At 56.1% G+C, this 987-nt stretch carries 2 protein-coding genes; one reads left to right on the top strand and one right to left on the bottom strand.

Going from position 1 to position 987, the window contains the following annotated elements; all coding sequences use genetic code 11:
• The coding region (locus ACFPM8_RS13865) for a hypothetical protein (RefSeq protein ID WP_378998152.1) at nt 1–345 on the top strand (345 nt) is incomplete at its 5' end.
• Between the two features lie 144 nt (nt 346–489).
• Here the strand turns inward: ACFPM8_RS13865 and ACFPM8_RS13860 are convergent.
• On the bottom strand, nt 490–837 hold the full coding sequence (locus ACFPM8_RS13860; protein WP_378998151.1) for a hypothetical protein: 348 nt from the start codon (nt 835–837) through the stop codon (nt 490–492).
• Nucleotides 838–987 lie beyond the last annotated feature (150 nt).

Below are 987 nucleotides of genomic sequence, written 5' to 3'. Positions count from 1 at the left end.
CTTCCGAAGTTCGATGTCCTGCTTCCGAAGTTCGATGTCCTGCTTCCGAAGTTCGATGTCCTGCTTCCGAAGTTCGATGTCCTGCTTCCGAAGTTCGATGGCCTGCTTCCGAAGTTCGATGTCCTGCTTCCGAAGTTCGATGTCCTGCTTCCGAAGTTCGATGTCCTGCTTCCGAAGTTCGATGCCCTGCTTCTGAAGTTCGATGTCCTGCTTCCGAAGTTCGATGTCCTGCTTCCGAAGTTCGATGTCCTGCTTCCGAAGTTCGATGTCCTGCTTCCGAAGTTCGATGTCGCCCCTCTTAGCATCGACGTTGACTCTTCGAACGCCAACGACGCCCTTATTTGAGGCAATGTCGACTCTTTTGGTGTCAACAGCCCCCCTATTTAGGGCGCTGCCGATGCATTTAGCATCGCCATCGACGCTCAGAGCGTCGACATCGCCCCTATTTGGGGCAACGCCGACGCTTTTAGCACCGTTGGCGGTCAGCGGCTAGGCTTTGCGCTGTCTGGCTTTCCACGCGTTCAGGTAATCAACGCTGGCTTGGGCTTTTTCCGCCATCACGTCGGCAGAAGCCAGCGCCCAGCGGAACATCACGTCGATATCGTACGCGTTCAGCGGCGGCGGACAGGCCGGGTCGCCGTGCTCTTGGGCCAGTGCGTTGGCATGCAGCGCCGCCAGGCACTTGCGAATGCCTTGGCTCATGTCCAGCGAGAGCTCGATGAAATGCGCTGCTGGATCGGTGCGCAGGTCTTTGTCCAACCAGGAGAATGGTTGGAGATCTGCTTTTTCTGGGATAGGTGGGGATTGGGTAGAATTGCGAAACTTTTTAGTACTCATGCGGCCTCCGATTGACAGTAAACAAACCGCTCCTCGCTACGAAACGAGTAATCGAGTCGCCCAAAGGAACCTCCCCTTCAGGCTCTCACAGAACCGGACGTGAACCTCTCGATTCATCCGGCTCTTGTCGTTCAGCCCCAACCCGGTAGC

Source organism: Paraherbaspirillum soli, assembly GCF_042654985.1.
In the GTDB taxonomy this organism is placed as follows: Bacteria; Pseudomonadota; Gammaproteobacteria; order Burkholderiales; family Burkholderiaceae_D; genus Paraherbaspirillum; species Paraherbaspirillum soli.
The sequence above is the reverse complement of the archived record's forward strand: the minus strand, read 5'-3'. Positions and strand labels throughout refer to the sequence as shown.